The organism is Gemmatimonadota bacterium (assembly GCA_022560615.1).
GTDB lineage: Bacteria > Gemmatimonadota > Gemmatimonadetes > Longimicrobiales > Gaopeijiaceae > UBA1138.
Window position 1 is genome coordinate 40,738 of record JADFSR010000017.1, and the last position, 21,348, is coordinate 62,085.

Annotated in this window: 24 protein-coding genes; 14 read left to right on the plus strand and 10 right to left on the minus strand. The window is 65.8% G+C overall.

The window, feature by feature from the left end:
* Positions 1-26: 26 nt before the first annotated feature.
* On the minus strand, positions 27-323 hold the full coding sequence (locus tag IIB36_11125; GenBank protein ID MCH7532291.1) for a hypothetical protein: 297 nt from the start codon (positions 321-323) through the stop codon (positions 27-29).
* Positions 324-539: 216 nt separating this feature from the next.
* On the opposite strand from IIB36_11125, the gene IIB36_11130 reads away from it, so the two are divergent.
* Genes IIB36_11130 through IIB36_11140 form a run of 3 tightly spaced genes read left to right on the plus strand, consistent with a single transcriptional unit; the run spans position 540 to position 2,458 of the window.
* A complete protein-coding gene (locus IIB36_11130) occupies positions 540-1,079 on the plus strand; it encodes a hypothetical protein (GenBank protein MCH7532292.1) in 540 nt (179 codons plus the stop codon).
* Between the two features lie 15 nt (positions 1,080-1,094).
* The gene (locus tag IIB36_11135) at positions 1,095-1,766 is read left to right on the plus strand and encodes a nitroreductase family protein (GenBank protein MCH7532293.1); all 672 of its coding nucleotides are present in this window, start codon (positions 1,095-1,097) and stop codon (positions 1,764-1,766) included.
* 32 nt (positions 1,767-1,798) lie between these two features.
* Complete coding sequence (locus IIB36_11140) at positions 1,799-2,458, plus strand: SOS response-associated peptidase (GenBank protein ID MCH7532294.1); 660 nt, start codon at positions 1,799-1,801, stop codon at positions 2,456-2,458.
* 43 nt (positions 2,459-2,501) lie between these two features.
* Here IIB36_11140 and IIB36_11145 read toward each other — a convergent pair whose 3' ends face one another.
* The 3 genes from IIB36_11145 to IIB36_11155 are packed head-to-tail and all read right to left on the minus strand — an operon-like array spanning position 2,502 to position 4,919.
* Complete coding sequence (locus tag IIB36_11145; protein ID MCH7532295.1) at positions 2,502-3,287, minus strand: hypothetical protein; 786 nt, start codon at positions 3,285-3,287, stop codon at positions 2,502-2,504.
* A gap of 4 nt (positions 3,288-3,291) precedes the next feature.
* Positions 3,292-3,810: an amidohydrolase family protein gene (locus tag IIB36_11150; protein ID MCH7532296.1), complete on the minus strand. Its 519-nt coding sequence runs from the start codon at positions 3,808-3,810 to the stop codon at positions 3,292-3,294.
* The gene (locus tag IIB36_11155) at positions 3,795-4,919 is read right to left on the minus strand and encodes an amidohydrolase family protein (protein ID MCH7532297.1); all 1,125 of its coding nucleotides are present in this window, start codon (positions 4,917-4,919) and stop codon (positions 3,795-3,797) included. The genes IIB36_11150 and IIB36_11155 overlap by 16 nt, the downstream gene beginning before the upstream one ends.
* Positions 4,920-5,069: 150 nt before the next feature.
* Here IIB36_11155 and IIB36_11160 point away from each other — a divergent pair, with 150 nt between their 5' ends.
* From IIB36_11160 to IIB36_11170, 3 genes are read left to right on the plus strand one after another with little or no spacing between them, the layout of a single operon-like run.
* Positions 5,070-5,396, plus strand: a complete 327-nt coding sequence (locus tag IIB36_11160) for a helix-turn-helix transcriptional regulator (GenBank protein ID MCH7532298.1) — start codon at positions 5,070-5,072, stop codon at positions 5,394-5,396.
* A 2-nt stretch (positions 5,397-5,398) separates the two neighbouring features.
* Positions 5,399-5,635, plus strand: a complete 237-nt coding sequence (locus IIB36_11165) for a hypothetical protein (GenBank protein MCH7532299.1) — start codon at positions 5,399-5,401, stop codon at positions 5,633-5,635.
* Positions 5,636-5,670: 35 nt separating this feature from the next.
* The gene (locus IIB36_11170; GenBank protein ID MCH7532300.1) at positions 5,671-8,100 is read left to right on the plus strand and encodes an ABC transporter permease; all 2,430 of its coding nucleotides are present in this window, start codon (positions 5,671-5,673) and stop codon (positions 8,098-8,100) included.
* 158 nt (positions 8,101-8,258) lie between these two features.
* Here the strand turns inward: IIB36_11170 and IIB36_11175 are convergent, their stop codons facing one another.
* The 6 genes from IIB36_11175 to IIB36_11200 all read right to left on the minus strand — a co-directional run bounded on the left by IIB36_11175 (position 8,259) and on the right by IIB36_11200 (position 12,813).
* Positions 8,259-8,477, minus strand: a complete 219-nt coding sequence (locus IIB36_11175; GenBank protein ID MCH7532301.1) for an addiction module antitoxin — start codon at positions 8,475-8,477, stop codon at positions 8,259-8,261.
* 38 nt (positions 8,478-8,515) lie between these two features.
* Positions 8,516-9,904 carry a DUF222 domain-containing protein gene (locus IIB36_11180; GenBank protein MCH7532302.1) on the minus strand — a complete coding sequence of 463 codons (1,389 nt, stop codon included), beginning with the start codon at positions 9,902-9,904 and terminating at the stop codon, positions 8,516-8,518.
* Positions 9,905-10,196: 292 nt separating this feature from the next.
* Positions 10,197-10,373, minus strand: coding sequence for a DUF3387 domain-containing protein (locus IIB36_11185; GenBank protein ID MCH7532303.1), 177 nt, complete (start codon positions 10,371-10,373; stop codon positions 10,197-10,199).
* A 615-nt stretch (positions 10,374-10,988) separates the two neighbouring features.
* Positions 10,989-11,384, minus strand: a complete 396-nt coding sequence (locus IIB36_11190) for a type II toxin-antitoxin system VapC family toxin (protein MCH7532304.1) — start codon at positions 11,382-11,384, stop codon at positions 10,989-10,991.
* Entirely contained in the window at positions 11,381-11,632 is a 252-nt protein-coding gene (locus IIB36_11195; protein ID MCH7532305.1) for an antitoxin, read from the minus strand. Before IIB36_11195 ends, IIB36_11190 begins: the two co-directional genes overlap by 4 nt.
* A 62-nt stretch (positions 11,633-11,694) precedes the next feature.
* Positions 11,695-12,813 (minus strand): aminotransferase class I/II-fold pyridoxal phosphate-dependent enzyme, encoded by a 1,119-nt coding sequence (locus tag IIB36_11200; GenBank protein ID MCH7532306.1) that lies wholly within the window; start codon positions 12,811-12,813, stop codon positions 11,695-11,697.
* A gap of 117 nt (positions 12,814-12,930) precedes the next feature.
* Here IIB36_11200 and IIB36_11205 point away from each other — a divergent pair, with 117 nt between their 5' ends.
* The 8 genes from IIB36_11205 to IIB36_11240 all read left to right on the plus strand — a co-directional run bounded on the left by IIB36_11205 (position 12,931) and on the right by IIB36_11240 (position 21,338).
* The gene (locus IIB36_11205) at positions 12,931-14,484 is read left to right on the plus strand and encodes a 2,3-bisphosphoglycerate-independent phosphoglycerate mutase (GenBank protein ID MCH7532307.1); all 1,554 of its coding nucleotides are present in this window, start codon (positions 12,931-12,933) and stop codon (positions 14,482-14,484) included.
* Positions 14,484-15,323, plus strand: coding sequence for a hypothetical protein (locus IIB36_11210; protein MCH7532308.1), 840 nt, complete (start codon positions 14,484-14,486; stop codon positions 15,321-15,323). The genes IIB36_11205 and IIB36_11210 overlap by 1 nt, the downstream gene beginning before the upstream one ends.
* Before the next feature lie 34 nt (positions 15,324-15,357).
* Positions 15,358-16,635, plus strand: coding sequence for an insulinase family protein (locus tag IIB36_11215; GenBank protein ID MCH7532309.1), 1,278 nt, complete (start codon positions 15,358-15,360; stop codon positions 16,633-16,635).
* Positions 16,632-17,993 carry an insulinase family protein gene (locus tag IIB36_11220; protein MCH7532310.1) on the plus strand — a complete coding sequence of 454 codons (1,362 nt, stop codon included), beginning with the start codon at positions 16,632-16,634 and terminating at the stop codon, positions 17,991-17,993. Before IIB36_11215 ends, IIB36_11220 begins: the two co-directional genes overlap by 4 nt.
* A 177-nt stretch (positions 17,994-18,170) precedes the next feature.
* Positions 18,171-18,827 carry a sigma-70 family RNA polymerase sigma factor gene (locus IIB36_11225; protein ID MCH7532311.1) on the plus strand — a complete coding sequence of 219 codons (657 nt, stop codon included), beginning with the start codon at positions 18,171-18,173 and terminating at the stop codon, positions 18,825-18,827.
* Positions 18,828-18,898: 71 nt separating this feature from the next.
* The gene (locus tag IIB36_11230; protein ID MCH7532312.1) at positions 18,899-19,456 is read left to right on the plus strand and encodes a zf-HC2 domain-containing protein; all 558 of its coding nucleotides are present in this window, start codon (positions 18,899-18,901) and stop codon (positions 19,454-19,456) included.
* Between the two features lie 35 nt (positions 19,457-19,491).
* Positions 19,492-20,493 (plus strand): DNA polymerase III subunit delta, encoded by a 1,002-nt coding sequence (holA, locus tag IIB36_11235; GenBank protein ID MCH7532313.1) that lies wholly within the window; start codon positions 19,492-19,494, stop codon positions 20,491-20,493.
* On the plus strand, positions 20,490-21,338 hold the full coding sequence (locus IIB36_11240) for an SPOR domain-containing protein (GenBank protein ID MCH7532314.1): 849 nt from the start codon (positions 20,490-20,492) through the stop codon (positions 21,336-21,338). The genes holA and IIB36_11240 overlap by 4 nt, the downstream gene beginning before the upstream one ends.
* The last annotated feature ends 10 nt before the right edge of the window (positions 21,339-21,348 follow it).

The following is a 21,348-nucleotide window of genomic DNA, read 5'->3' on the forward strand; positions in this document are numbered from 1 at the left end:
CCGCAATTCGTCCTCTGTCGAGGACACTAGTTCATTTCGCCCGAACTCGGATAGACCCGGAAGAGATGGTCCAGGCCCAGGGCCCGCAGCACGCGGGCGGTCGTTGGGTCGATCGCCCGCACCCAAACGCTCTCGTGGAGTGGGGTTATAAGGCGTGCCGTGAGAATGAGGGCGAGATCCGCTAGATCGGGCTTGCGGAGCCCGGTAAAGTCGAAGACGATGTCGTCACCTGCGTTGTGTACCTCCTGCCGGGTTTGTAGACGCTCTTCCGCCACTCTCGGCTGGCCGCTCCCGTCTCTCTTGTCCTTCTCGTCCTGTCTCATGGCTGCCTCCCGTTAGATTCTCACCCCTCGTCCACCGAGGCTGCGCTAGCCTGTATATCAAGATTCGTGCCACGAAGGAGGAATTCGGTTCCGTCACCGTGACATAATCTTGCGGCGGTCACCGGGACATCGCGATGGCGCGATGCGTCCCTCTGGCCCGATTCGTGTAGCGGACCCATGATTGAGACGGAGCCTAGATTTTCGTGGGAGGATGGTGTGGGCACGATCCGACGTACCGCGGTGGTGTGGCTTGCTCTGGCGCTGGTCGCCGCCGGGGCTGAGGCACAGGAGCCTGACGCAGCTCAGGAGGCGTACTTCCGAGCGGTCGCAGAGTTCTTCGACGTGCCTTCGTTCGAGCTCGAGATCCTGCGCGACTGGAGCCTGCCCCCCGACGAGATCCCCGTGATCCTGTTCATCGCGGACCGCGCCGGCGTGGTCCCCGAGGCTTTGGTCGCCCTGCGCCGCTCGGGGGAGAGTTGGGCCCGCCTGGCGGAGCGGTACGGTGTCGGCGCTCCGGAGCTCCACGTTCCTGTCCCCGACCAGGCGGCGACGGGTCCGCTGACCTCGGTCTACCAGAGCTTTCGCGACCTTCCCACCAGCCGCTGGAGAGAGATCCAGCTCGCCCCGGAGGACATCGTGGCTCTGGTCAACTTGCGCTTGCTCTCGCAGACTCTGGGCGTATCGCCCGCGGAGGTTCTTTCGCGAGCGGGCTCCACGGACTCGTTCGTGCAGCTATACGGCGAGTTGATCCGATAGCAGAAAGGAGTGTTCATGGCGCGCGCCCGCTTCGTGCCTCTCTCCACCTACGAAGAGCTTTCGGTCGATGACATGCGTCGCGAGGCTGCTGCTTTCCTCGCGACGATGCGTCGTCGACGCACGGTACGGGAATTCTCCGACCGCTCGGTGCCTCGGGACGTGATCGAGCAGTGTCTGCTTGCCGCCGGCACGGCGCCGAACGGTGCGAACCGCCAGCCGTGGCGTTTTGTCGTCGTCGGTGACCCCGACATCAAGTCGCGGATTCGCGAGGCAGCCGAGGAGGAGGAGCGCGAGTTCTACAGCAGCAAGGCTCCGAAGGAATGGCTGGACGCGCTGGAGCACCTGGGCACGGACGAGCACAAGCCGTTCCTGGAGCGAGCGCCCTGGCTGATCGTGATCTTCTCCGAGAGCTACCAGTTGATGGGCGACGGGACAAAGGCGAAGAACTACTACGTGACCGAGTCGGTCGGGATCGCAACGGGCATACTGATTACGGCTCTACATCACGCCGGCCTCGTTACGCTCACGCACACGCCGTCTCCGATGAAGTTCCTCAACAAACTACTGGATCGCCCGGACAACGAACGGGCCTTCCTGATTCTAGTGTGCGGCTATCCGGACGAGAGCGCGACCGTACCCGAGATCACCAAGAAGCCGATCGAGGATATTGCGATATTCGTGGAGTAACTGTGGTCACGCCTCAGGACCCGCGGTAGCACGTGTGCGGTCGGTACACGCTCGGGACTGATGAAGAGGCCCTCATCGAGGCCTTCGACGTCTCGTCACTGACCTTCGACCTGGTCCCCAGATACAACATCGCGCCCGGCCAGCAAGCCCCGATCGTGGCCGAGGATCGGCACGGCCGTCGGATCGGTCTGCTCACGTGGGGGCTCGTGCCGTCGTGGGTGGATGAGCCCAAGTCGGGGTTGATCAACGCGCGCTCCGAGTCCGTGGCGAGTAAGCCGTCGTTCCAAGAGGCCTTTCAAAGGCGACGTTGCCTCGTCCCCGCGGACGGCTTCTACGAGTGGCAGCGCACCGCGGCGGGGAAGGTGCCTCACTGGTTCCATCCGCCGGACGGCGGCGTGCTCTCGTTCGCCGGGATCTGGGAGTCGTGGTCACGCCCGGGTTCTGATCCTCGGTTTACGTTCGCGATCCTGACGACGGAAGCGAACGAGGATACCGCGCCGGTGCACGACCGCATGCCGGTCGTGGTCGCGGCACCGGACCGTGACTCGTGGCTGTCTCGCGCCACGGATGAGAGCACTCTGCTCTCCCTGCTCCGGCCGGCGCCCACGGGGACCTTCGCAGCGCACGCGGTTTCGACCCGGGTGAACCGGGTGAGCGAGGACGACCCGGGGCTGATCGCTCGATGTCGTTGAGGGCGTCCTTCGGCATGCGGGATTTGGCGTATCTAGACGTCACTCACCGCCAGGTGACATCCATGGCGAAGAAGTGGTCGAACACCTCCCTGGTCGGGTGGTTCGCTTCATTCGCCTCTGGACTCCGGATGTAGAAGTCGAGCTGCATCTGCGCGGGGTTCACGGCGCCGGCCTCTGCGCCTGCTCCACCCCGTACCACGAGCGTTTCACGATCTCGCATGCCCTGCGTGACCATGAAGTGGATCTGGTATTCGTCGTGCAACGGCTCGCCGTTCAACGTTGCGCTCCCCCAGCCCCACGCGGCCACATAGAGCAGGCTCTTCGGCCAGTTGGCGTCACCGCAGCCGGCGTTGCCGTGCTCGTACAGGAACGCGGCGATGCCGCCGTCGTGACACGGCGAGAACTCCTCGAAGCGATCGAGCTCCACGACGTAGGTGCCCTCGGGGAGCTCGAGCTGGGCGCGGAATGTGCCCGTGTTCGCGCGCTCATCGATGTCGAACTCGATGGTGCCCCCGACAGCGCGCACATTGCTCGCGTCGTCACCCATGTGGTCCCAGGGTGACTCGTCGTCGAGCGTGCCGACCTGATGGACCCGAGAGCCACTTACGATGAAGCGACCGTCGTAGTCAGCGTGCTGCTCGGGGGTGTAGATCCCCATGTCCGTGCCGGGTTGGTAGCGCGCGCCCGGCTGCAGTTCGACCTGAGCTTCGCTCGCCCCATCCGTCTCCGGAGCTGCGCAGGCGGCGAGCGCCACAACGAGAGCTGTGCCCCACGTCCGTAGGACCGCGGTTGAGACGAGGCGCGTGGCATCCAGCTTCGAGTCGTTCATGTCTCTACTCCGAGATCGGCGCGCCATCTCGGCGCGAGGTGATGACTTTGCCCGGCAGCGAGTACAGGATCTCGCCGCCGTCGACGACGAACTCGCCGTTCACGATGACTTGGTGGATCCCCGCTGCGTGCTGGTGGGGCTCGAAGACCGTCGCCCGGTCGGCGATCGTCTCCATGTCGAAGACGACCAGGTCTGCCCAGTACCCCTCGCGGATCTCGCCACGATCGTTGAGACCCATGATACGTGCGGGCAGCGACTTCTGCGAGCGGATCGCGGCTTCCACGGAGAGTGCTCCGGCCCTCAGCGCGTATTGCCTGATCTTGCGCGGGAAGGTGCCGTAGAAGCGCGGATGCACGGACCCGTCTTCCGCCACGGCGATGCCGCCATCCGACGCGGTCGCCACCCAAAGCTGGGCGGCGTGGGCCTCGACATCGATCTCGGACATCGAGAAGCCGCGCATGCGGCCGCCGCCGCGCCGGTCGGGGTCACCTTCCATCTGGAGATCGATCACCATCTGCACCATGTCGCGATGTCCCGGCGGATCATCGCGTTCTTCTCCGCGTCGGCGAGGTTGTCCCGGAGGACCTCCGCGGGCGGACGCCGATTGTCGTCATCCGAACCTGCACCGGCGCCCCGGCCGCCGCCGGGGTCGGTAAGCGCCCAGCGCGGGATCAGAACGGTGTTCCCGTCGGAGCCGCTCGTTGCGTAGGGGTACTGATCGGCGAAGATCCGCACTCCTTCGTCGCGTGCCCGTTGGATGAGTTGTATGGCGGAACCGCTCGAGCCCCAGAAGTGGGCGCCCTTGGCTTTGATGTGCGAGGCGACGACGCGCGCGCCGCTCCGCCGACCGATCTCGATCGTCTCCATGATCGCGTCTTGCAGGGTCGGTGGCCCCGGCTCGTCCTGGCTCGGCCAGTACCACATGGGGTCGGCACCCTCAGAGCGCTCGTGTGAGATGTAGACCGCGTCGTAGGCGACGAGCTCCTGGGCCAGGGCGACGAGCTGGTCGGTCGTGCTCCACCGCCCAGGCACGTACTCGAGTCCGGCCGACATGCCGACCGCGCCCTCTTCCAGCGCCCGGCGGACCAGAGACCGCATCTGCAAGACTTCTTCGGCGGTGGCGGGGCGTCGGAAGTCGTCGCCCATCACCCTGCGGCGGACCGTGCCGTGGCCGACCATCATCATGACATTCGGCCCGACTCCCTGAGCTTCCAGAAGCGAGCGCTGAGCGCTGATCGGCCAGGGCGACCGCCCGTCCTGGTTCACGACCACCGTCGTCACGCCCTGAGACACCACGTTGGGTGCGGCCTTCCGCTCGACTTCGTCCGTGCGGATGGTGGCACCGCCAATGCGTGCGTTGCCGTCGTCGGCGTGAGAGTGGATGTCGATGAAGCCCGGCGAGACGTACAGTCCGCTCGCGTCCACGATTCGGTCGGCGCGCGTGCCTTGCAGGCGGCCGAGCGCGACAATGCGCCCGTCGCGCACCCCGATGTCGGCCTGGAACCACCGGTTCCCGGTTCCGTCCAGAATGCGGCCGCCCTGAATCAGCAGATCGAACGGCCCGCGGTCCTGGGCCGAGACGATTGCGGGAAGGAGCGCGGTGAGTGTCGCCAAGAAGACGCGTCGGAACATGTCGGACCTTGCGGAACGGGGGTTGCACACGGCGAGGGTAGTGGCTTGGAGATGTCATTCCAACCCTTCACGCCGTCTCCTTGTCTATAGTATAGCGGCGCTATAGTATAGCATTGCTATCCAATGGATTGGATCAAGTGGAGATGGCCGATGGGACGAACAGGGCTTGGTGGGTTCGAGCAGCAGGTGCTCTTGGTGATTCTGAGACTGGGACGGGAGGCGTACTCCGTCCCGATCGTGTCGGAGATCGAGCGGCGCACAGGCCGTGAGGTAGCGACTTCCGCGGTCTACATCGCGCTCCGTCGCCTCGAGAAGAAGGGCTTGCTCACTTCACGGCTCGAGTCGCCCGAGCAGAGTGGCGAACCGTATCCGCGTCGCTACTTCGCGCTGACGGAAGCCTCGCTGGAGCCGCTCAAGACGGCGCGCCGCGCGATGCTGAGCCTCTGGGAAGGGCTCGAGCCCGTGCTGGACGACTGATCGTGGAACCCGAAGTGGACCCAGAGGTGGACTCGAAGGCGGACAAGGCGACGGGAGAGCGAGCGCCGGGTCTCGTCCGGCAGATGATCCAATGGGTCGTGCCGCCCGAGGATCGCGATGTGGTGGATGCCGAGCTGCTCGAGCACTTCGTGCGCAGGGCCGCGCGTGACGGCGGGCCCGCGGCGAGGCGCTGGTACCGCAGACAAGTGCTGGGATTCGTGCTCCGGTCCGGAGCCTAGGACGGGAACTGGGACGGGAACGGGAGGGGAAGGGAATGAACGTCTTTGCCGACATGCTCGCAGACGTGAGGCTCGCGCTCCGTGGGCTCCGGAGGCGGCCCACGTTCACGGCTGTAGCGGTCGGCACGTTGGCGCTCGGCATCGGCGCGAACTCGGCGATCTTCACGCTGGTGAGTGCCCATTTCCTGGCCCCGCTCCCGTACGAACGGCCCGCCGAGCTCGCGCTCGTGTGGGAGACGGGGCGCGGCACCCGGGAGGTCACGACCGTCGCCCCGGGCAACTACTTCGACTGGCGGGAGCAGTCGACCTCCTTCGTCGATATCGCGGCGTACAATGTGGACTTCGCCACGCTGTCGGGTGAGGGCGGAGCGGCTGAGCGGGTCACGGCGAGTGTCGTGACGCCGCACTTCTTCGACCTCCTGGGTGCGCGACCGGCTCTGGGAAGCGGGTTCGACGAGCAGCGCGCGCGGGAGGCCGACGCACGCCTCGTCATCTTGAGTCACTCTCTGTGGACGAGGCGGTACGGCGGCGACCCGGGAGTCGTCGGCACGGACATCCGCATCGACGGTCGGCCTCACACGGTCGTGGGCGTGATGCCGCCGGAGTTCCGGCAGCTGGAGCGCTCGCTGAGTTACCAGACGACCGAGTTATGGCGTCCGATGCTTCTCGACGCCGAGCGCGACGACCACCGCTCCCGCTACCTGCGCACGGTCGCTCGACGAAAGCCCGACGTGTCGGTCGAACAAGCGAGGGAAGAGATGACGCTGCTCGGCCAGCGTCTCGAGCGAGCGTTCCCGGAGGCCAATGCGGGCAGGGGCGTGCTCGTGCGCACGCTGGACGAGTACCTGCTCGGTGACGCCCGTCCCACGCTCATGATGTTGTTGTACGCCGGCGCCGCGGTGCTGCTCATCGTTTGCGCCAACGTCGCCAACTTGATTCTCGCGCGCGGCGAAGAGCGACGGCAGGAGTTCGCGCTACGCGCCGCGCTCGGATCCGGAAGGGGTCGTCTGCTGCGCCAGATCGTCGTCGAGTCGGTCGTGCTCGCTCTGCTCGGTGCCGCGGCGGGCACTCTGTTCGTGCTGGGTGGGCAGGGCGTGCTGCAAGGCGTCCAACAGCGCTTTTTTTCAGGGCTGATCGACGTGGCAGTCGACTGGCGCGTCGTGGCGTTCACGACGGCGGTCGCGGTCGGCTCGGGTCTGCTGTTCGGGCTCCCGCTGGCGCGCTCGGCGTCGAACCCCGAGTTGCGAGCAGCGCTCGCCGAGGGTGGACACCGTGCGGGCGGTCGGGTGGGGGCGGGCCCGACGCGCGACCTCTTGATCGTTGGCCAAGTGGGCATGGCGACGACGCTGCTCGTGGTCGCCGCCCTGCTGTCCCGCTCCTTCGGTGAGCTGGTCAACATGCCGCCGGGCTTCAACCCGGATGGCGTCATCACCTTCACGGTCTCGGCTCCGAGCGCGAGCTACCAGACCACCGCGCAGGTCGTGCAATACCACCGGGAGCTGGTCGCCGACGTGCAGGCCCTTGCGGGAGTCCAGAAGGTCGGCCTCGTGTCCGACCTGATGTTCACGGGTGAGAACCGGAGCACGACGTTCCGGGTGGAAGGCCTCCCCTACGACGCCACCGACCCGCCGTCGGCGGAGTATCACCAGTTCCTACCCGAATACTTCTCCGTGCTCGACATCCCGCTCCTATCCGGTGCGATGCCGGATGGCTGGGAGTCCTCAGCCGAGACCTCAGTGCTCGTCAACGAGGAGATGGCACGTACGGTGTGGCCGGACCGCGACCCGGTGGGGGCCTCGTTCTTCCTCGATTGGTCGGACACGATTCCGTTACGGGTCGTGGGCGTGGTAGCCAACATCCGCGACGACGGGTTCGACGCGGACCCCGACCCGGCGTTTTTCGTGCCCTATGGCTCCATGCCCAATCGCCGGATGTCGTACCTCGTGCGCGCCTCAGGAGACCCTGGCGAGCTCATGGCCCAGCTGCGCCAAACCGTAACGCGCAGAGATCCGGACATTCCGGCAGCCGACCTGCGCATGCTCGACGCTCTCATGGCGGAGACCGTCGTGAGACCCCGCGCCGCCTCGCTCATCGGTCTGACCATCGCGCTCATCGCGCTCCTCGTCGCGGCTGCGGGGATCTACGGGGTGCTCAGCTACACGGTTCAGGTTCGGACGCGCGAGCTCGGGATCCGCTCCGCGCTCGGCGCGAGCGGCAGTCAACTCGTCTCCATGGTGATGGGCCACTCGACCCGGCTGATCGCGTTGGGACTGGCGGTCGGGGTGATCGGGGCTCTTGCCGCGAAATCGATTCTGTCCGGACTCCTGTTCGGGGTGCAGTCGTGGGACCCGTTGAGCCACGTCGTCGCGGTGGTGGTCCTCGGCGCCGTCGGCTCGCTCGCTGCGTGGGTTCCGGCGAGACGGGCGGTGACGATCGACCCCCAGGAGGCGCTGCGCGCGGAGTGATGAGCGGATAGGAAGGGCGCCCTCGTGTGAGCTGCCCGATTCGCTCACGATTCGGCGGAAGGATGGCGTCGAGACTCTGTCTAGCTGGCTGGATTCCGAAGCACGAGAGCGAGTTGGAGGGCCATGATCCGATCGATGGCCGGCGCACCCACCACACTTCACCGCGGGTCATCCAGTGCATCCCCCATCAGACCTTCGACCCACTGCGACGCCGCGGCCTCACGGACCTCGTCCCGAGCCATTGCCGCGTACGTATCGTCGAGCTCCTTCGGCAAGACGTGGGGTCGAACGAGCTTTTCGATGAACCGAGATATCTTCCCCGTTCCGACGCGTTCATACAGTCCGCGATACACGTCTTCGTCGATCGTAATGGTCAGCTTTTTTGCATGGGCGTCACCGTCTCCCGGTAGGAGTCCTAAGCTGTCTCGCTCACCGGTGGCCGGCCCCGGCCCCGGTTCTCTTCCCCCAGCATGTCGATCGTGAGCCCGAGATCCAGTGACTCACCGAGCCAGTCGGAGGTCGCGGTCCAGGCATCTGGATCGACCCCGAGGCGGTGGTTCGCCGCTTCGAGGGCGGCCACCGGGGCCTGCGGTATTGCCGGACTCGGCGGTACGTTGGGCAGTCGCCTGCCGTCCGGGCGATAGAAGACCGCGCGGCCGTCTTCGTTCAGGCGGACCGTCCAGCCCCCTTCATGTACCGCCCTATGATGCCGGCGGCACGCGAGCACAACATTATCGAGCCTCGTATGTCCGCCCTCGGCCCAATGTGTGATGTGGTGGACGTCCGTGTGCCGAACATCACAGCCAGGAAACGCACAGCCGCGGTCCCGCGCCTCGAGTGCCCGGCGTAGACCGACCGGGACCGTCCGCTGCTTCCGGCCCACGTCTAGCACTCGGCCCCGGGTGTCGTAGCTCATCACGACCAGCCCCGCGTCGCAGGCGAGCCGCCGCGACGTCTCCGCGGAAACGTTTAGGCCGCCTTCGTGGCGAGCGTCACCTCCCACGTGCAACACTACCTGGAAGCGGTCCGCGCGGCGGAGGGGCCGGCTGGCCGTGGTGGCCCGGTCGGCGGTGGTGGCCAGGTCCGGGGTAGTCGGCCCGTCCGGATCCGCCTCCACCACCCCGTCCTCGGCGACCTCCGCCCCCGCCAGCGCCTGCTCCGCGAGCAGCCCCAGCGCGTCGGCGCGCCGCTGCCCAACGTTGACCTCAACCCGTTCCTCCACCGACGCCTGCCTGTAGAGCTGATCCTCCGCCCATTCGAGCGCTTTCTCGAACACAGCACCGACCTCGGGCTCCAGCCGCGCGCTGACGACGAACATCCCGTCGTCGTCCCGATAGATACGGAGGTAGCGGCTCTGGTGCCGTTCCGTCTCGGCCTCGGCGTCCCCCAGTCGATCGACCCTACGCCACGCCCGCACGATCCGCTCCATGTGCGCCGCGGTCGCGTGCGCCGCGAGCTCCACGAGCTCGGACTCGTTCTGGGGCGACGCCACGCGCGTCATCGCGCGAACCTTCGAGAAGGAGAGCGCTCCGCGCTCCATGACCGCTGAGATGAGGGGGAGCGAGCCGAGCGCTCGCGCGACGCGGACCTTCTCCCGTGCGGCGCCTGGCGCGATGCCCGTGCGCCAGCTCAGCCAGTGCCCGCAGGTGCGGAAGCCATCCGACCATCCCTCCCGCTCGTCGAACTCGCGGATGAGGACGAGCAGCCGGTACGTGGCGGCGTGGAGGTGCGCGGCGAGACGCGCGATCTCGTCGCCGAGGCGTTCGGTGTCTGCGACGCTGTACGTCGAGGCAAACTGGATCATGGCGCGGGCTTCCTCTGGCCTAGCGAGAGTCGGGAGCGGTCCCTCAGGGAATCGATACCGAATAGACCCCGAAATCTAACGGCCCACTTTTTGGGGCTCAGGCTCGCTGCTGGAGTCACGACGGAGGGCTCGGAGGCTTCGAATGGCAGGAGAAGGCGACGAACGTAGGCAGGCGGCCTGTATCAGCTCGAGGCAGAGCCCTGGATGGCGGTCCCGCACCTCGCCCCGCTTCGGTCCCGAAATCCGTCAAGGGGTGGGCGGGACTTTCGCATGTGTCGTTGGGGGGGGCTACTCAAGGTCTGCAGAGGACGCTGGTGACCCACCCTTTGCGCCACGCTGCGTTCGGCCAATCCCGATACAGCGCCTCCGCCTGCTCCAGGATCACTTCGACGACGTTCTCCGGATGCTCCGTCGGGACCTCATTCCGCCGGAGCACGCGCTTCACAGCCAATCGCACGCCCGCCTTCACAGATTCCCGGTGCGGCTTGGTCCAGTGAGCTTGCGTCGATGCAACTTGCGAAGGAGACACTTTACGCGAGTTAGAGCTCCGCACCCTCCAATAACAACGCGTTGTTTCGTTGGATATCCATTGTTTTTACGGTTCTTCCGCAGAATCTGTGGGTGATTCCTGGTGGGCGGAATTCGGAATGTCTTGATACTCAGTGGTTTTACGGGCCTCGACAGCGTCTACGTTTCCGGTAGTCACTTTCAAGAGGTGAGAAACGGACCCAAATCCGGGGGCAGGGATCCTGCCCGATGCTGGGCCCGCGAAAGGGCGCTCGTTGCGGTCAGATGACCCACAAGTTCCTGTCGTTACCCCACTTGGCGGCCAGTAGGTGGCTTCTCCCGACGGGTTCCCCCTGTTTGCAACTCCCGGCGCTACGACCACCTCTCGGCTTGTCGATTTTACCCACAGATTCTGCTGAGGAACCGTTTTTACATCCAGGGCCAGCGCTCCCGCTATCGGCTTCTTTCGTTGCCGGGGTATTTGTTGTGGAGAGCGCGGGAACTGGTGCAATCGACACGCGGATGATTCGTCCGGTCCGCAACACGTTCTCGTCAGATCAGACCTTATCCTTATCCTTCAACTCACCCGGTCTACCCCCGGAAGCGCGTCGAAGCCCCGATCGAAACTCAGGATGCGGGCAACGCCGTGGTGCTCCATGACGGCCACGTGGAGGGCGTTGCGGGGCGAAGTCGCGATGCCCCCGTCCAGCACGATGCGCGCCCGCTCCACGTCCGTCTGCTCGATGGGGTACACCTCGTCGACCACGCCGAGAAGTGCGTCGAAGGCCGGCTGGATGGCGTCCCTGCGCTCGATCGCGACGTACCGATGGAGGATCTCCTGGAGGACCTGCGCGCTCGTGACCAGGCGCTCGTTTGCCGCGATGGCCCGTTCAAGCAGGTGCTGGGCGTCGGTCTTGTGGGGGTGAGCGGCCCCGACGAGGTACATGGGAACGTTCGAATCGATAAAGATCACGACTCGGTCACGTAGCCCTGCTCGATCTCACGGAGCATCTGAGCGATATCGGCCGTGGGGAAGTCGTGCCGTGTCGCCGCCCGGACCACCGCCAGCTTCTTGCCCCGGTCCGATGCCGGCTCCGCTGACCGGGTGTCGCGAAGAGAGCGGCGCACCCATTCCGACAAACTCAGTCCCTTCTGCCGGGCAGCCAGACTCACCTCGCGGTATTCGGCGTCGTCCAGGATCACCTGTAGTCTTTTACTCATGCCATCAGTATAGATCACTCATCGGATGAGGCAATGTGCTTCGGCATCACCTGGCCTGAAGATCAGGCGCTGACCTCGTCGAAGGCCTCACGCACCAGACCGAGCGCCTCGAGCAGCTCGTGCTCCGGGTTACCGAAACCGATGCGCAGGTAGTGGTCCATACCGAAGTGGTCACCCGGCACGACGAGCACGTCTTTCTCGGTGCGCAGTTTTTCGGCGAAGTCCGTGGAGTTGATCGGCGCATCGTAGCGCGTGTAGCAGATCGCGCCCGCATCGGGCGGTTGGTAGCTGAAGCGCCCGTTCTGCTCCGCCATCCAAGACTCCAGCAGGCCCAGGTTGGCTCGCACGATTCCGCGCGTCCTCTCCAGGATGCGAGCCCGCGTGCGTGGCTCGAGCGCGACGCACGCGAGGGCATCGGAGACATTGGCCGGCGCGATCGTGGTGTAGTCGGTCCGGCCCCACAGCTCGCCGATCTGGTCCGGGGGGCCGACGATCCAGCCGAGCCTGAGCCCCGGAAGCCCGTACGCCTTCGAAAGCGAGTTGGTGATCAAGACGCGGTCGTGGCATCCCCAGAACGAGGGGGTCTCCTCGTCGCCGGTCTCGGCACCTGCGTATACCTCGTCGGCCATGATCCACGCGCCGTGCTTCAGAGTCAGCGCGGCGATCGCGTCCATCGACTCACGCGTCAACGCAACGCCGGTCGGGTTGTTCGGGTTCGTCACCAGTACGAAGCGTGCTCCGTCCGCCAGCGCGTGCTCGAGGGCGTCGAGGTCGGGCTGCCAGCCCTTCTCCTCGACAAGGTTGACCGCCGACAGCCGGCTTCCGAAGGACTCCAGTAGCCCGGGGACCTGACCGTACGTGGGCAGGACGATCGCTGCGCTGCCTTCGGTCTCGAAGAGGTGCCAGAAGCACGTGAAGTTCGCCTCGGCTCCCCCGACTGTGACGAGCACGGATGCCGCGGTCGCGCCCTGATACTGATTGGCGATGAGCTCACGCAAGCCGTCCGACCCGTTGGACTGGCCGTACCCTAGACGGATGTCGGCGACCGAGACGTCGCTCCCGGCGATCTCGAGCAGCTCGCCGACCGTCAGCGGGTGCACGCCGCTCTCGGAAAGGTTGTAGCGGACTCGGTGCTCGTACGTCGATTGGTACCGCTCCATGCGGAAGGGGGTGTAGCGCACGGCAGATTTCTCCTGACTGGGGTCGCGAGCAGATACCAGACTATTCATGACAAGGCGCGGGGTAAACGGGCAGGCGCTGGCGGGTCACTGAGAGGCTACCTGCGCTTAGATTCCCGCATGAGAAAAGTGCTCTTGGTTATTCTCGACGGCTGGGGCCATTCCGACTTCGAAGGCGCTGCGAGCGAGGGCAACGCGATCGAGCTCGCTGGTGTTCCGCGGTTTCGTTCGATGTACGAGTGCCGTCCGCGCACCAGGCTCACCTGCTCCGGCGAGGACGTCGGCTTGCCCGCCGGCCAGATGGGCAACAGCGAGGTCGGACATCTCAACCTCGGCGCGGGCCGCATCGTGTATCAGGCCATCGCGCGGGTCGATCGCGCGATCGAAGACGGCTCTCTGAAGGAGCGATTGGGGCTCGACGCCCTCGTCGCCGGGCTCCGCGAACGAGGGGGTGCCCTCCACATCGCGGGGCTCGTCTCGGACGGTGGTGTGCACAGTCACCTGCGGCACTTCGCTGCGGTCATGGAGTTGCTGCCGGAGGATCTTCCGGTGCGCGTGCACTGCATCACGGACGGCCGCGACACGTCGCCGACCGGGGGCATCGAGTTCGTAGGACGGATCGATCGGCTTTGCGCCCGCAGCGACGAGTGGGCGATCGCTTCGGTGATCGGGAGATACTGGGCGATGGACCGGGACAAGCGCTGGGAACGGACTCGACGGGCGTTCGATCTCATCGTGGGAGGCCAGGCGGACGCGTGGGCCGACGGCTTCGAGTTATTGCGACTGAGCTACGAGGCCGGTGTCACGGACGAGTTCGTCGAGCCGACCGGGATCCGGGGCGTGGCAGAGATGGGGGTCGAGGAACGCGACGCCGTGCTGCTTCTCAATTTCCGAGGGGATCGCATGCGGCAGCTCACCGCTGCGCTCACGCGCCCCGACTTCGACGCCTTCGAGCGGGCCCGCGGTCGGCCCGTCGATGTCGTGACTTTGACCGAGTATGAAGCGGCATTGCCCGTGGCGGTCGCGTTTCCACGCGAGCACGTGAAGCTGTGTCTAGCAGAGGTGTTAGCCGACGCGGGCCGTCCTCAGCTCAAGGTCGCGGAGACCGAGAAGTACGCGCACGTCACCTACTTCTTCAACGGCGGGGAAGAGGCACCGTTCGACGGCGAATACCGCACGCTCATTCCCTCGCCCAAGGTCGCGACGTACGACCTCCAGCCGGAAATGAGCGCCCGCGGCGTCGCAGACGCCGTGCTCGAAGGCATGCGAGCATGCACGTACGACTTCATCCTCGTGAACTTCGCCAACCCCGACATGGTCGGTCATACGGGCCGGATCCGCGCGGCCTCGGCCGCGGTGGAGGCGGTGGATGCTTGCCTCGGGGATCTGCTCGACGCGATCCACGAGAGCCCGGAGTGGGTGGCGCTCGTCACGGCGGACCACGGCAACTGTGAGATGATGCTGGACGAGGAGGGCAACGTGCACACCGCCCACACGACAGAGCCCGTCGACTTCGTCATTGTCGATCCGCGGAGTTCCGGCCGCCATATCGGTGGACCGGGAAGGCTGGCGGACGTGGCGCCGACCGTCCTGGATCTGATGGGCATCGCCGCGCCGGCGGAGATGACGGGAGTCAGCCTGGTCGCCGAACGGGGCGGGGAGGATACCGGCTGATGGATCTCGAAACGCTCATGGAGCGTGCCCTCTCCCTGGCCGACGACGGCGATTGGGTGAGGGCGGCCGAGGTACTGCGCGAACAGCTCGCCGACTTTGCGGACGAGGCGTCCGTGCACTGCGCACTCGGCGTCGCCGAGCGCGAGTTGGGTAACGACGGCATCGCGTACGAGTGCTTCAAGAAGGCTCTGGGGCTCCAGCCGGAGGATCCGGCGGTGCTCGCCACTGCAGGCAACGGTGTCGCCGCGTTCGACGATCCGGCCGCGCTGGAGGCGTTGAAGAGTGCGGCCGTGTTGGCTCCGGACCTGCCACTCACTCGAATGCTGTATGGCGCGTATTTGGCCAGGGAGGGGTTCCACGATTGGGCGCTCGAGCAGCTCGAGGCAGCGCGTCGACTCGACCCGACCGATTCCCAGATCGCGTATGAGCTCGGCGTCGCGTTCGCGCTCGCCGGGCAGATGGGCCGAGCCGCCGACTCACTCGGCGAAGCCGTGCGGCTCGACCCCCTCGACGGATGGACGAGGGTCGTGTACGGACTGGTATTGCTCGAGGACGACCGACTCGACGAGGCGGCCGGCGAGTTGCTGGAGGGTGCCCGACTCAGACCAGAGGATGTCGAAGGGCAACTGCTGGCCGCATTGGCCGCTGGTGCAACTGGATTGGACGGGATCGCGTACGAGATGCTGGAGCGGGGTCGCGTGCACGCCGTGGAGGGTGACGCCGAGCTGGTGGACTCGGCCGAGCAGCAGATCGACGCCGGTCCGGAAGCTGCCGCGAGCTTCCTCGAGGACGACATGCAAAGCGAAGCACTCCGTGTACGTCTGAAGGAGCGTCCCTAATGGTGCCAATCGAGCGCCGCAAAGGAGTCCGTCCGTGAGCAGACTCACGATTCCGGTCGAACGCCACAACTTGGACAACGGCCTCAAGATCGTGCTTTCGCAGGATCGCACCGTGCCGGTCGTCGCCGTAAACCTTTGGTACGGGGTCGGTTCCCGGAACGAAACAACGGGCAAGACCGGCTTCGCCCACCTCTTCGAGCACATGATGTTCCAGGGCTCGGCCCACGTGCCCAAGAACAAGCACTTCGAGTTGATCGAGCGCGCCGGGGGCACCCTGAATGCTTCGACGTGGTTCGACCGCACGAACTACTTCGAGACCGTGCCGTCGCACGACCTGGAGCTCGCGCTCTGGCTCGAGTCGGATCGCATGGGCTGGATGGTCCAGGCCATGGATCAGGAGAAGCTCGACAACCAGCGCGACGTGGTGAAGAACGAGAAGCGCCAGCGCTACGACAATCAGCCGTACGGCGATTGGGACGAGCGGCTGCAGGCGTTGGTGTACCCCGAGTCGCACCCTTATCACCACCCGGTCATCGGGTCGATGGAGGACATCGACGCCGCGACGCTCGACGACGTGGCTTCATTTTTTCGGACGTTCTACGTGCCGAACAACGCCGTGATCACGATCGCGGGCGACTTCGACCGCAATGGCGTGCTCGAGCTCCTGAACGGGTATTTCGGCGAAATCGAGCCCGGGGAGCCGATTCCACCCCTGCCCGGCGACCCGCTCATCGATCCGCTGATCGGCGAAACGGTCCGCGAGCACGTTCTGGCCGACGTGCCGCTTCCGCGCGTGATCATGGCGTTCCGGATCCCGCCGTACTCCTCCGCCGACTTCGCCGTGGCGGAGGTGTCGAGAGGGCTGCTCGGCATGGGACGCGCGTCCCGACTGTACAGGCGGCTGGTGCGCGAGCGGCGCGTCGCGAAGAGTGTGGTGACCTTCGCGTTCCCGCTGCTCACCGGTGCGTCGATGCTGCTCGCGTGGGCGACCGGATACCCGGGGGCTTCCCCCGAAGAGTTGGAGGCGGCGCTGGCTGAGGAGATCGAGGGACTCGCCGAAGCCGAGGATCACGAGGTTGAGCGCGCGATCGCGTTGACCGAGACCGATCTCGTGCGTGGGCTCGAACGCGTGAGCGAGCGCGCCGACTTGCTCTCGATGTTCGAGCTGTACTTCGACGACCCGGACCGGCTCAACCGGGAGTTGGACAGACTGCGCGCCGTCACCGTGGACGAGATCCGAGCGTTTGCGAAAGAGCGACTCGGCCCCGACAACCGCGCGGTGCTGACCTATGAGCCGAAGGCGCCGGCATGAGCGCGCTCGATCGTACCCGGCCACCGACGAGCGGCTCGATCCGCAACTTCGACTTCCCCGACGTCGAGCGCTGCACGCTGTCGAACGGGCTCGACCTCAGGGTGTGTAAGCTGTCTCGCCTGCCGGTCGTGAGTACCAACCTCTTCTTCCGAGCCGGTGAAGGTCAGCTCGTGGAGTCGCGTGCGGGCCTCGCTGTTCTGACTGGCGATGCGCTCGAGGGTGGGACCCGAAAGCGCAGCGGCACAGAGCTCGCGGAGGCGCTGGAGCGGATCGGCGCTCGACTCGGCGTTTCGACCGGGTGGGAGGGCACGAGTGTCTCGATGTCGTGCTTGGCAGATCGACTCGAGGAGGCCTTGGGCCTGCTCGCGGAGGCCGTGCTCGAGCCCGCCTTTCCGGAAGAGGAGGTGAACCGAGCGCGTGAGCAGCAGTTGGCCGCGATCCGGCAACGGGCCATGGATCCTTCGGCGCTCGCCTCGACGGAGGCGAGCCGTCGGTACTTCGTGGCAGGAATCCCGTATGCCCGCCCCCAAGATGGCACCGAGAAATCGATCGGGACGGTGAAGCGCGGTCTGCTGAGCGACTTCGCGGATGCGTGTTACCGTCCCCTGGGTGGTGGGCTGATCGTCGCGGGTGATCTCGATCCCGATGAGATCGAGATGATGGCGAACCATCGGCTGGGAGCTTGGACTGGCGCGCCTCCGGCGGAGGAGGAATTCCGCGTCGATCCCGCCACGAGGGAACGTCGAGTTTGGGTGGTGCACCGCGAAGGATCCGTGCAATCCGAGGTGCGCGTCGGTCATGTGGGCACGGACCGCGCGACGCCCGATTACTTCTCGTTGTCGGTGGCGAACATGCTCCTCGGCGGCTCGTTCACCAGCCGGCTGAACCTCAACCTGCGCGAGAAGAACGGGTTCACGTACGGCGTGCGTTCGCGCTTCAGCTTTCGCTCTCGCCCTGGCCCCTTCTCGGTCTCGACCTCCGTCGGCACCGATGTGACCGCACCAGCGATACGCGAGATCGTGAGAGAGCTCGAGCAGCTCGTCGACGGGGGACCGACCGATGAAGAAGTGGCAGCGGCGCGCGACTATGCGGCCGGGGTCTTCGGACTTCAGCTGGAGACCGCCGAGCAGATCGCATCGCGCATCTCGCAGCTCATCGTGTATAGCCTCCCGGACGACTACTATCACACGTATCGGGACCGACTCAGGGCGGTTACCCCCGAAGAAGTCGCGGCGGCGGTGAGAGCCCACATCCGTCCTGACGAGGTCCAGGTCGTCGTAGTCGGGGACGCCGATGAGATCGTGGCTCCACTCGAGGCTCTCGATTTGGGGCCCCTCGAAGTCGCCCCGGCATCGTGATCTGTCACATGTGGAGCCCCTCGAGCGTCACATGGAGTGGACGGAGGAAGACGAAGTCGCCCAGCCATCGGTGGGCCAGAGGGCTCTTCGTCTTGGCACAGACCGTGCACAAACAGAGCGAGCAATGGGTGCTTTCCTGCCATTGGGGCGGGAGAATGGAGAGATGGAGGTGGAACCGTGGCGAGAGCACGCAAAAAAGAGATCGTCGAAGCGCCTCGGCCGGGCACGGGCGAAGCGCGCGAGCACCGGCAGAAGCTGCGGGATCTCACCGATTCTCAAGTGGTTCAGGCGTCCCTCGATGGGGACTCTAGAGCGTTCGGCGACTTAGTACGCCGGTACGACCAGAGGCTCCTGAACTTCATCTACCGTACGATCGGCGACAGGGAGCGTGGCCAGGATCTCGTGCAGGAGACTTTCGTTCGGGTGTACCGGCACCTACACCGCTTCGACCAGACGAAGAAGTTTTCGACATGGATCTACACGATCGCGAGCAACCTGGCGAAGAACGAGCTGCGCAACCGGTCCCGGAATCCGCTGGTCCTATTTCAGACGATCATGAAGAACTGGGACGCGGACCATCGACCGCTGGAGTGGGAAGATACGCAGTACAAGCCGGATGATCTTTTCCGGAAGCGCAATCTCAGGGCCACGGTCGAGGAGGCCGTGAAGCGATTGCCGGAACACCACAGGATCGTGTTCGTGCTTCGTGAGATGGAAGGGAAGACGTACGACGAGATCGCGGACATCACCAGCTGTAACCTCGGGACGGTAAAGAGTCGGTTGAACCGTGCGCGGAACAACTTCGCGCGGATCATCGCTCCGATGATCGACTGATGTAGTAGTACTGAGCCCGGCGGGGCCGACGTGTAGGGAACCCGCTCGGTCCGGCCGCAGTATCAGAGCCCATGAACTGCTCGGACTACGTCGCTGCCCTCACCGACCACCTCGACGGGAGTGCCCTCGAGGAGGATGTGCGTGGGCTGGAAGCGCACCTCGAATCGTGCGCGGCGTGCCGTCGATATCGGGCAGTCGTCGAGAAGGGTGCGGAGCTGCTGCGCGCGCTTCCGGAGCCGGAGCTCACCGAGGACTTCGGCCCGCGACTTCAACATCGCCTGTACCACGTCGACGAAGAGGCGGCACTCTATGGTGCTGCTTCGGCGACCCCCGCGATGACCGTGGTCGGTATGGCCTTATTGCTCACGGCGATCGCGTGGTCGCCGACACTTCGGCAGAGAGCTCCGGAGATCGTGCTGGAGCCGATCGTAGTGGATCAGCCTCCCGTGGAGCTTCCGGTGCGTGCGGCGAGCGCGATGCCGGGTGGAATGTCGCTCCGGCCGGTTTCCGACTTCGAGCGTGGCCTCTGGGACGATGCTCACAACTTGCTCTACGAGTACTCTCCGCTGTCTCAGCGGTATGGGCATCGCGGCAGAGTGCGTCGAGCCGAGATCGATCAAGACCGGTAGTTCCATGAACCGCCTCTCCCCCCGAGATTGTCCGGGTGAGCACCTCTGACCTTCCCCCCGCGTTGGCCCGCGCTTCGGGCGGCGTGTTCTACTTGCACGGCGAGGACCTCTTCAGCAAAGAGGAGGCTGTCCAGGCGCTGATCGGAGCTCACCTCGACGAGGCGACGCGCGATTTCAACCTCGATGCCTTGCTAGGGACCGAGGTCGATGCGGAGACGATGGCGTCGGTCCTTGCGACTCCGCCCATGATGGCCGAATGGAGGGTCGTCGTAATCCGGGATGTCGAGGGTCTGGCCGGTAGCAAGCACGCCCGCGAAGCGCTTCTCGAGGTCGTCGCGAAGCCGCCACCGGGGTTGGCCCTGATCTTGAGCTGCACGGTTCCTCAGGGCTCGAAGGCGAAGTTCTACCGAGACCTGGCGAAGGCGGCACAGTCGGTGGAGTTCAAGGAGTTCACGGAAGCTGACGTGCCAGGGTGGATCATGGAGCGCGCCAAGGAGGCGCATGCGGTCGACTTCGACGCCGACGCCGCGCAGGCGCTCGGGGCTGCGATCGGCACCAATCTCGGCGTGCTTTCCCAAGAGGTGATGAAGCTCGCCGCGTTCGTCGGTGACCGGGGGCGAATATCGGTCGCCGACGTCGAGGCTGTGGGCGGGCGGCTGCCGTCCCAGGACCGATGGCGCTGGTTCGACCTCGTAGGCGAGCGGCGTTTTCCCGAGGCGGTGGGCACGCTGGCTGTGCTGATGGGCCAGGGGGAGTCGGGTGTGAGCCTCGTCATCGGCCTGACCACGCAGTTCCTCAGACTCGGCATCGCGGCCGAGAGTGGCACCCGCGAACTCGAGGCGGTACTGCCTCCCCATCAGAAGTGGTTGGCGAAGACGGTCGCCCGGCAGGCGAAGCAATGGCCGCGCCACGAGATCGACGCTGCGCTCGAGGGCCTTCTGCGCGCGGATCGACTGCTCAAAGCGAGTCCCCACACGGACGAGCACTTCGTTGAGGAGTGGCTACTCGCCACAATGGTGCGGGCAACGGCGGCGTGAGCGCTCTGAACCCTACTCAAGTCGTCGTGCTCCTGGCGCTGATGAGTCTGGCGTCGCCCTGCTGGCTCCCGGCCCAGGAGCGCTCGCTCAGGCAAGTGGAGCGGTTGGCGAGCAACGGTCGCGCTGAAGAGGCCCGCGCGATGCTGCTCGAGTGGTGGGAAACCGACCGTTCCGACGCCGGTCGCGGGGATCTTCAGCTCGGTCTGTGGCTCCGAGGGCGGCTTACCGTCGATCCGGGGCAGGCCGCACGCGACTTCCGGCAGCTCGTCATCGAGTATCCGGGTGGGCCGTACGCCGACCTGGCACTCTTTCGGCTGGCCCAGGCCGCGCACGCCCAGGGCGACCGGGAGCGAGCCCGCAGCTACATGACGTCCCTGACGCGGGACCATCCGGGCTCGCCAGTGCGCGAGCAGGCCGAGGCGTGGATGGCCCGGGCCTCGACCGCCGGCCCGCCGCCCGTTCTCGAGCGGGTCGAGGCCGAAGAAAGCGAGGACCAGCAAACGGCGGATCCACCCCCCGAGGAGTCGATCGCCGACCCTACTCCAGCGGTCCCACCTCCTTCACCGGACTCGGCGGCGCCTGCCCTCACTTCCGACGGCCGCTATGCCGTTCAGTTGGGCGCGTTCTTGGACGAATCCCGGGCTGCGGCGCTGTTCGAGCGCGCTACAGAAGCGGGTCTGGACGTGCGCTTGGTGCGCGTGGAAGGTAGCCGTCTGATGCATGTGCGCGTTGGACGATTCGACTCATCGGCCCAGGCGAGTGTCTCTTTCCAAAGCGTGACGGCTCTAGGCTTTACCGCCGCGGTCGTACGCGACGCACGAAACGAGGAGCCCGTCCGGGGATGAAGAGGCGCCT

Excerpts from the sequence above, each read along its gene's own strand:
- IIB36_11125 (MCH7532291.1), bottom strand. The coding sequence starts at position 323 with ATGAGACAGGACGAGAAGGACAAGAGAGACGGGAGCGGCCAGCCGAGA.
- IIB36_11135 (MCH7532293.1), top strand. The coding sequence starts at position 1,095 with ATGGCGCGCGCCCGCTTCGTGCCTCTCTCCACCTACGAAGAGCTTTCG.
- IIB36_11145 (MCH7532295.1), bottom strand. The coding sequence starts at position 3,287 with ATGAACGACTCGAAGCTGGATGCCACGCGCCTCGTCTCAACCGCGGTC.
- IIB36_11150 (MCH7532296.1), bottom strand. The coding sequence starts at position 3,810 with ATGGTGCAGATGGTGATCGATCTCCAGATGGAAGGTGACCCCGACCGG.
- IIB36_11155 (MCH7532297.1), bottom strand. The coding sequence starts at position 4,919 with ATGTTCCGACGCGTCTTCTTGGCGACACTCACCGCGCTCCTTCCCGCA.
- IIB36_11160 (MCH7532298.1), top strand. The coding sequence starts at position 5,070 with ATGGGACGAACAGGGCTTGGTGGGTTCGAGCAGCAGGTGCTCTTGGTG.
- IIB36_11170 (MCH7532300.1), top strand. The coding sequence starts at position 5,671 with ATGAACGTCTTTGCCGACATGCTCGCAGACGTGAGGCTCGCGCTCCGT.
- IIB36_11180 (MCH7532302.1), bottom strand. The coding sequence starts at position 9,904 with ATGATCCAGTTTGCCTCGACGTACAGCGTCGCAGACACCGAACGCCTC.
- IIB36_11195 (MCH7532305.1), bottom strand. The coding sequence starts at position 11,632 with ATGAGTAAAAGACTACAGGTGATCCTGGACGACGCCGAATACCGCGAG.
- IIB36_11205 (MCH7532307.1), top strand. The coding sequence starts at position 12,931 with ATGAGAAAAGTGCTCTTGGTTATTCTCGACGGCTGGGGCCATTCCGAC.
- IIB36_11210 (MCH7532308.1), top strand. The coding sequence starts at position 14,484 with ATGGATCTCGAAACGCTCATGGAGCGTGCCCTCTCCCTGGCCGACGAC.
- IIB36_11220 (MCH7532310.1), top strand. The coding sequence starts at position 16,632 with ATGAGCGCGCTCGATCGTACCCGGCCACCGACGAGCGGCTCGATCCGC.
- IIB36_11230 (MCH7532312.1), top strand. The coding sequence starts at position 18,899 with ATGAACTGCTCGGACTACGTCGCTGCCCTCACCGACCACCTCGACGGG.